Genomic DNA, 8,841 nt, shown 5'->3' with positions numbered 1-8,841 from the left:
AAAAAAAAATACTTTTTTTAATGTTAAAATGGTAAAAGTATAGACTCTAAAAAAATTATATTTAATTAATAATTAGTTAGAAAAGAATGAAAAGCTCCAATTTGGAGCTTTTTTTATTGTAGTTCTTTTTTATTTGTTAATTTTGGAGTTAAATATGCTTTCTATTCTAATGCTTAAAAAAATAGTATTTCTTTCAGGAACACGTGCCGATTTTGGAAAAATAAAATCATTAATTTCAATTTTGGATGTACAATCTAATTTTGAAGTCTTTGTTTTTGTTACAGGCATGCATTTGCAAAAGGAGTACGGTTACACATTGATTGAAATAGAACGATGTAATTTTAAAAACCTACATACTTTCGAAAATCATACCCATGAGACCACAATGGATTTAACTTTGGCTAAAACCATTGAAGGTTTATCAAGTTATTGTAAAGAAGTCAAGCCAGATTTAATTATTGTTCATGGTGATAGAGTAGAAACTTTAGCAGGTGCTATTGTAGGTTCATTAAATAATATTTTAGTGGCTCATATAGAAGGTGGAGAACTTTCGGGCACTGTCGATGAATTAATTCGCCATAGTGTTAGTAAACTAAGTCACATCCATTTTGTGTCCAATGAAGATGCTGCCAAAAGATTGTTGCAAATGGGTGAAATTCAAGATTCTATATTTACAATAGGTTCACCCGATATAGATATCATGTTTTCTGAAGATTTGCCAAATATTGAAGTTGTAAAAGAATACTATGAAATTCAGTTTGATAATTTCGGTATTGTTATGTTTCATCCTGTCACAACCGAAGCAAATGAAATGCAAGCTTATGCACAAAATTTTGTAAACAGTCTTCTTTCTGATAATCACAATTATATTGTAATTTTTCCAAACAATGATTTAGGAAGTCAATTTATAATTAATGAATATCAAAAATTTAAAGATAATAGCCGATTTAGAGTTTTTCCTTCTTTACGATTTGAATATTTTTTAAGTTTATTAAAAAATAGCCAATTCATAATAGGAAATAGTAGCGCCGGAATTAGAGAAGCTCCTTATTATGGAATTCCAATAATAAATATTGGAACTCGTCAACAAAACAGAGCTATTCATGCCGATATTATCAATGTCGGTTATGATGAAAAAAGTATATCAGAGGCACTAAAAAATATAGATACACACCATGTGCAACCTACAAATAACGATTTTGGAAATGGAAATAGTGCGGCATTATTTCTTGATTTCTTGAAGAATGGCGCCATTTGGTCAGTAAATCATCAAAAACAATTTAGAGATTTATAATGCTATTTAATTCCCTCCAATATTTAGCTTTTTTACCTGTAGTTTTTATAATCTATTGGTTACTTAACAAGAAAAGTTTTTTGTTACAGAATGTCTTTTTACTTGCGGTGAGCTATTATTTCTACGCTTGTTGGGATTGGAGATTTCTGTTTTTATTAGTTTTTTCAACAGCGTTAGATTATTACACAGGAATCAAGATGCATGAATCTACTAATCAAAATCTTAAAAAGTTTTGGTTTTGGTTAAGCATTAGTATCAATTTAGGTTTTTTAGGAGTATTTAAATATTATAATTTTTTTGCAGAATCATTTGCAGAAGCTTTATTAAAAGTAGGTGTTGAAGTAAATCTTTGGACACTAAATATCATTTTGCCAGTAGGAATTTCATTCTATACTTTTCACGGTTTATCTTATGTAATTGATATTTACAAAAACAGAATAGTTCCCGAAAAAAACATCGTAACTTACTCTCTTTTTGTTAGTTATTTCCCATTATTAGTTGCTGGTCCAATTGAAAGAGCAACGCATTTATTACCTCAAATTAAAAGAAAAAGAAATTTCGATTTTGAAAAGGCTAAAGATGGTTTGCATCAAATAATTTGGGGATTGTTTAAAAAGGTTGTAATCGCAGATAGTTGTGCAGTCTATGCTAATGAAATTTTTGATAATTATGAAGAGATGAATGCACTAACCTTAATTCTTGGAGCAATTTATTTTGCTTTCCAGATTTATGGAGACTTTAGTGGTTACTCTGATATTGCTTTAGGAACCTCAAAATTATTTGGAATAGATTTATTAAGGAATTTTAATTTTCCCTACTTTTCTAGAGATATTGCCGAATTTTGGCGCCGTTGGCACATCTCTTTATCTTCATGGTTTAAAGATTATCTGTACATTCCGTTAGGAGGAAGCCACGGTGGCATAAAAAGTAAAATTATAAACACGTTTATCATTTTTCTTGTAAGTGGTTTTTGGCACGGCGCAAATTGGACATTCATAATTTGGGGAGCTTTAAACGCATTTTATTTTTTACCTTTATTAATAACCAACAAGAATAGAAACCATATCGATATTGTTGCTAAAGGAAAATATTTGCCTTCTATAAAAGAGTTTTTCAGTATTTTAGTAACATTTTCGCTAACAGTTTTTGCTTGGATATTTTTTAGATCAAAATCAGTTGCAGATGCATTTGGTTATATTAAAAATATATTCCGATTTAATTTTGAAGGTAAAATACAATATTTATCTATCGATAGATATGCCATTGAATTATTGGTTCTATTAGGTTTTTTTATCGTTTTCGAATGGATTTCACGTGAAAAAGAGCATCCGTTTTTTGGCAGATTCAAAACTGTAAGGTTAATGCTTATTTTAGTTTCAATAGTGTTATTAGGTGTTTATTCAAATGTTAGTAGTTTTATATATTTTCAGTTTTAATGAAAAAATTCATATTTTATATAGCTAAAATTTTTCTAGTAATCATTGTAATAATGGTTGTTTCAGATGCGGTTTATACTTACGTATACGAAAAAGCGGCACCCAGAAATAAAACGCAGTATGTTTTAAAGTTAAAAGATAAAAAAATTGACTATGTTTTTTTAGGTTCTTCTAGAGTAGAAAATCATATAGTTACAAAATTAGTAGAACAACAAACTTCTAAAACAGCAATAAATTTGGGCATGCAAGGTTCAAAACTTGATGATATTTATTTAGTTTTAAAGTTATTGCTTGAAAATAACGTTACCTTCGACAAGATTTTTATTCAAATTGATTATACTTTTAATAATGAATCACCTTCTGTAAATGTTAGTTCAGAATCACTTCCTTACCTTCGAACTAATAAAGTTGTGAATTCTCATAATAAATTGAATAATCCAAATTATTTTGTAAATTATTATATCCCTTTTTTCAGATTTGCATCCAACGATTACAAAATTGGTTTTAGAGATTTTTTCTCTACTTTAGTTAAAAACAAAGCCAATTATAATTTTGAAGATGGTTTCGATGCGCGAAATGGTACTTTTGATAATGCTAAATATGAATTACCTGCAAAAATTTCAAATAGCAATAAAGTTTTTGATAGTATTAAAAAAATATGTTCTCAACGAAAAATTGATGTTGTTTTTTATTGTTCACCTTTTTGCAGTCAGGTTGTCGAATCAAATTATGTAGAGCAGTTAAAACATAAAATACCTGAACTTAAAGATTATTCAAAATCAATTTTAGATAATAAATATTTTATAAATTGTGGTCATTTAAATGAAGATGGAGCAAAATTGTTTACTCAAATGATAATTGATGATTGTATAAAAAATGAAAAATAACAAAATATTTATCTTATTGCCAGACGGAATTGGGCTAAGAAATTTCGCTTATTCCGATTTTTATAAATTGGGTATTTCTAATGAATTTGATGTTGTTTTTTGGAATAATACACCTTTTGAATTATCTGACTTGGGATTTAGTGAAATCAAAATTACAAATTCAAAAAATAATCCTTTAACCGATGTTTTCAAAAATGCAAGAAAGCAAATTGAATTAAATTTGAACATCAAAAAATCATCTGATTTAGTTTACAACACTTATCGATTTCCGTTTTCATATAAAAACATCAAAAGCGCCATTAAAAGTTCAACAACTAGATTGTTAACTAAAGTTTATTCTTCTGAAAATGGTTTGAAAATAGTAAGAAATAAGATAATTTCCAGTGAAAGGAAGACACTTTTTTACAAGGAAAGTTTAGCTACACTAAAAAAAGAAAGTCCAGCTTTAGTTTTTTGTACCAATCAAAGATCTTCATCGGCAATAGCTCCAATAGTTGCTGCTCAAGATTTAGGAATTCCAACAGCAACATTTATTTTTTCTTGGGATAATCTGCCAAAAGCAACTATGGTCGTTGAAACAGATTATTATTTTGTATGGAGTGAATACATGAAATCGGAATTGTTGTATTACTATCCGTATATTGAAAATGAGCGTGTTTTTGTAACTGGAACACCACAATTTGAAACACATTATGATACTTCTCGTTTAATGTCAAAGGAATCTTTTTTTGAGAAGTATAATTTAGATAGTACCAAAAAATATATTTGTTATTCTGGTGATGATGTTACCACTTGCCCAGACGATCCAGAATATCTCAATGATGTGGCAACTGCTGTTTCACAATTAAATGATGAAGGATACAATTTAGGAATTATTTTTAGAAGGTGTCCGGTGGATTTTTCTACTAGATTTGATGCAACTCTTAAAAAGTTTGATAATTGTATTTTTCCAATTGCTCCTCTATGGAAAAGAATTGGTGATGGATGGAATACTATTTTGCCAACAAATGAAGATTTAGATTTACAACTAAATACCATACATCATACAGAATTTGTTATTAATCTAGGTTCATCAATGGTTTTTGATTACGTAACGCAGAACAAATCTTGTATGTATATTAATTATGACGTAAAAAATAAAGTAATTCAAGATTGGTCGGTAAAAAAAATTTATAACTACATTCATTTTCGTTCCATGCCATCAAAACAGGCTGTTGTTTGGATTGATCGTCCAGAATCAATAAAAAATCTGATTTTAGAAAATCTTAGTACCAACAATGAGACCATAGAAAATGCACAATTATGGTTTTCCAAAATAGTTGCACAACCAGCCAATAAATCCTCTGAGAGAATTTGGGAAGCTATTAAATCGATTGTAAAATGATACATGTAGCTTTTTTAACTCCAGAATACCCACATTCTAAAGCACTTAATGCTGCAGGAATAGGAACTAGTATTAAAAACTTGGCACATTCATTAGTGAAAAACGGATGTAAAGTTACAGTGTTTGTTTATGGGCAAGAAAATCAGATTGTTGAAGCGCAAGAAGGCATAACAATTCACATAATAAAAGCAATAAATTACAAGATAGGAAAGTGGTTTTTTTATAGTAAATACCTTCAGAATTATATTAACTCTATTATAAAAAAAGAAAATATTTCTCTAATTGAAGCTCCAGATTGGACTGGAATTACCGCTTTTATGAAATTTAATATTCCGTTAATACTAAAGTTACATGGAAGTGATGCCTATTTTTGCCATCTTGAAGGAAGAAAACAAAAAGTTAAGAATTATTGGTTTGAAAAAATAGCACTACAACAAGCCGATGGTTATATTGCGCCGACTGATTTTGCAGCTAAAGTTACAAGTGAGCTATTTAAAATCGACTCTAAAAAAATTACGACTATTCCTAATGGAATTGAAGTAAATAAATTTCATAATCAATTTCCTAACCAATTTGAAAAAGGTGTTGTTTTATATATCGGAACAATAATTCGTAAAAAAGGTGTTTTTGAATTGCCTGAAATTTTTAGCCAAGTTTTAAAGGAACATCCTGACTCGAAATTAGTCCTAATTGGGAATGATTCTCATGATATTCTAACAAAATCAAATTCAACTTGGCATAAGATAAAAGAGAAATTTGAAAATTTAGGCATTTTAAATAATGTAAGTTATTTAGGTAAAATTCCTTACCAGGAAGTTCAATCGTATATAGAAAAAGCCCAAGTTTGTATATTTCCAACATTTGCGGAAACACAAGGAATGGTGACAATTGAAGCTATGGCGATGAATAAGCCTGTTGTAAATAGTAATTTTGGATGGTCAAAAGAGCTCATAATTGATGGCGAAAGTGGCTTTCTGGTTCATCCAAAAAATCACCAACTTTATGCACAAAAGATTAATTTGCTTTTAGCCGATGAAGCACTTTGTTATCAAATTGGAGCCAATGCCAGAAAACGAGTTGAAGAAGTATTTGACATTGATAAATTGGCAATAAGAACAATAGAATATTATAAAACAAATATTAAATAATGATACAATCTATTTCAATTGTTCAAGGTTTGAAAACAAAGATTATTGATTTTGATACTAATGAAATCAATAAAACAACAATAGAATGTTCCGATTTTGTTTCAGATGAATTAAATTCTTTCACTATTAAAATAGAGTTTTCTGTTGCAATAATAGCTTTTAGAAACTTTGATTATCATTGGGTAGATTTAAAAAGAGATAGAATTGCAACGGACTTTAGTCCTAAAATAATTAAATTAAGCAACCAAAAATTTGTTCAAGCCAATATTTCTATAGGTGTTTGGGAAGTTGAAAAAAGAAATCCTAATGTATTGCTTTGGAAATTTAATCCCGAAAATTCTAAAGTATTAACCAACTATGAAGGAGAAAAAAATAGAAAGGTACTTTCATCAACTATCCAAAAATCACTTTTCAAAGCAATACCTACATTATTGTATACTGATTCACCTTTGGAGTTTAGTCGTTCCAAGATTCCATTTTCTGCTATTGCAATTTTTACAGATCATTGCGATTTTGATACACTTGAAAGTTTGCAAATTCAAAGAGCATTTTTTAAAGAAAAAGGAATTAGAATTACAAAAGGCTTTTTTTTAAATAATTTTTCAAAAAGAAAAGACAATGCTTCTTATGAAGATAATGCTGAAGAATTATTAAAATGGAGGAATGATGGTCATGAATTGTGCTATCATTCTTTATCACAATCGATTAAAAGTGAGGAACAAAGTTTTGAAGATTTTTTTTCATTCCAACCATCTTTTCAAGACACTAAAATCTGGATAGATCATGGCTATCAACCGTATAATTTATCACTTTATAAAAAAAATAAAATTGAGGATAGTGTTTATGAAAATAATTTAACACAAAAAAATATTTCAATTCTTTGGAATTATATCGATTCAGGAACAGCTACAAAAGGCGTATTGAATCAGTTAAATGTTAATCATTTTACGTTGTCAAAATTCTTGAAAGGAAATAAGGATTTGTCTTTCATAAAGTTACTACAACTTATGATTAAAAATACTATTTTTCATTATATAAATAATGAGCAAACTATTCTACAATATAAGAATACAGCAGGTATTTTCAAAAAGTTTATTAAACAAAAAAAACCAAGTTATTTTTTTACATTCATTAAAAATAGTATGAAAATTACGTATTCATTATTTTTAATTTTCTTATTTTGGAATAAAAATAAAAGAACTCCATATAAATTATCAAAATACAATCCTATAGTATTTAAGCACACCATTAATAAAAAAGACTTCTATATTTTTCAAACAATAGAAATGATTGATTTTAAAAAATCTCTTTGTAAAGAAAATATAGATAATTTTGTTAATGAGAAAGGAGTATTTATTGCTCATACCTATTTTTCTGTCCCAATGGACTATCATCAAGGAAAAATGTTTTTAAATGCAACAACTATTGATCCAACGGTAGCCTTAAATTTTGAGTATTTGGGTGAAAAAATTAAAAATAATCAAATTTGGAATCCTGAATTAAAGGAATTAGTTGATTATTGGAATAAAATTGAAGCAATTGAATTAGATATTGATTTTTCAGGAAATGTGGTATTTAAAAATGAAAATGATTTAATTTATAGAATAGTAAATTAATGGAATTACTTTATACCAAAGAGGTTAAATGGCTTGACGAATGGGATAACTATTTGATAGAAAATGATTTAGGAAGTCATTTGTTGTATTCGAATTGGCTTAAATCATATACTACATATGGCTTTGATTATGAAATTTTAATTCTGAAAAATAAGGATAAAATTATTGGAGGTTTTGGAGCTGTCATAGCAAAATCATTGTTTTTTAAGTTTTATATTGTTCCTCATGGTCCTATTGTATCGTTAGGATATGAAAAAGAATTAGATAAAATTATAGCGTCACTCAAAGACAGGGCTAACAAATTAAATTGTTGTTATGTCCAATACAGTCTTCCTTTATCCAATGATACTTTAATAGAAAAACAAACTTATTCTCATGAAGTTCTCAAATCAATCAATAATTTAGGTAAGAAAGGTAATTTATTCAAATACGTTTACAGCTCTTATGGAATAAATTGGGTAGATTTTAATACAACCAATAGCGCTGATGAATTATTGTTACAATTTTCATCGCAGGTAAGGCGTAATATTAATTTGTCGTATAGAAATAATCCAATTGTTGAATTTGCATCTTCAGAAAAGGAGTGTTGTTCAGCTTATTCTTTGATTGAAGAAAATGCTAAAGAAGGTGGATATGCAGTTCGGTCTTTTAATGATTTTAAAGACACAATACTCGAAATGGTTGCTAAAGGAAGAGCTTTTTTAATGACCGCAAAAGTTGGTAATGAAATTAAAGGATGTGCTTTCTTTGTAAAATGCGGAAATCATCTAACTTACATTTCTGGTGGGACAAAAAAAGAAAAACCCGATTTAAAAATAGGATACCTTCTTCATTGGGAAATTATAAAAAAAGCTTATCAATTTGGATATAGCGGATACAATATTTCTATGGGTGGTTCTAAAGGTGTTGTAGAATTTAAATCAAAATTCAATACAAAAGCATTATTTTTCCAAGAACCACATTATCATTTTATATTGAATCCATTTCTTTTTAAAATTTATTTGATTTTAAATTCTATTTTTGTTAAAAATAAAAAAACTATTTCTGTTCTATTTAAATATTTCAAAAAGTAATAC

The 8,841-nt window shown here is 28.0% G+C and carries 7 protein-coding genes; all 7 read left to right on the top strand.

Annotated features, from left to right (window positions below; translation table 11 throughout):
* Positions 1–169: 169 nt before the first annotated feature.
* From neuC to ACYU7A_RS02780, 7 genes are read left to right on the top strand one after another with little or no spacing between them, the layout of a single operon-like run.
* Positions 170–1,294, top strand: a complete 1,125-nt coding sequence (gene neuC, locus ACYU7A_RS02810; protein ID WP_460574092.1) for a UDP-N-acetylglucosamine 2-epimerase — start codon at positions 170–172, stop codon at positions 1,292–1,294.
* Positions 1,294–2,730, top strand: coding sequence for an MBOAT family O-acyltransferase (locus ACYU7A_RS02805; RefSeq protein WP_460574091.1), 1,437 nt, complete (start codon positions 1,294–1,296; stop codon positions 2,728–2,730). The genes neuC and ACYU7A_RS02805 overlap by 1 nt, the downstream gene beginning before the upstream one ends.
* Positions 2,730–3,617: a hypothetical protein gene (locus ACYU7A_RS02800; protein ID WP_460574090.1), complete on the top strand. Its 888-nt coding sequence runs from the start codon at positions 2,730–2,732 to the stop codon at positions 3,615–3,617. The genes ACYU7A_RS02805 and ACYU7A_RS02800 overlap by 1 nt, the downstream gene beginning before the upstream one ends.
* Complete coding sequence (locus ACYU7A_RS02795; RefSeq protein WP_460574089.1) at positions 3,607–5,001, top strand: UDP-glycosyltransferase; 1,395 nt, start codon at positions 3,607–3,609, stop codon at positions 4,999–5,001. The genes ACYU7A_RS02800 and ACYU7A_RS02795 overlap by 11 nt, the downstream gene beginning before the upstream one ends.
* The gene (locus tag ACYU7A_RS02790; protein WP_460574088.1) at positions 4,998–6,149 is read left to right on the top strand and encodes a glycosyltransferase family 4 protein; all 1,152 of its coding nucleotides are present in this window, start codon (positions 4,998–5,000) and stop codon (positions 6,147–6,149) included. Before ACYU7A_RS02795 ends, ACYU7A_RS02790 begins: the two co-directional genes overlap by 4 nt.
* Complete coding sequence (locus tag ACYU7A_RS02785; protein ID WP_460574087.1) at positions 6,149–7,765, top strand: hypothetical protein; 1,617 nt, start codon at positions 6,149–6,151, stop codon at positions 7,763–7,765. Before ACYU7A_RS02790 ends, ACYU7A_RS02785 begins: the two co-directional genes overlap by 1 nt.
* Entirely contained in the window at positions 7,765–8,838 is a 1,074-nt protein-coding gene (locus ACYU7A_RS02780; RefSeq protein ID WP_460574086.1) for a lipid II:glycine glycyltransferase FemX, read from the top strand. The genes ACYU7A_RS02785 and ACYU7A_RS02780 overlap by 1 nt, the downstream gene beginning before the upstream one ends.
* Positions 8,839–8,841 lie beyond the last annotated feature (3 nt).

The sequence above is a fragment of the Flavobacterium koreense genome, assembly GCF_054776075.1.
This window is presented reverse-complemented; position numbering and strand designations above follow the sequence as displayed.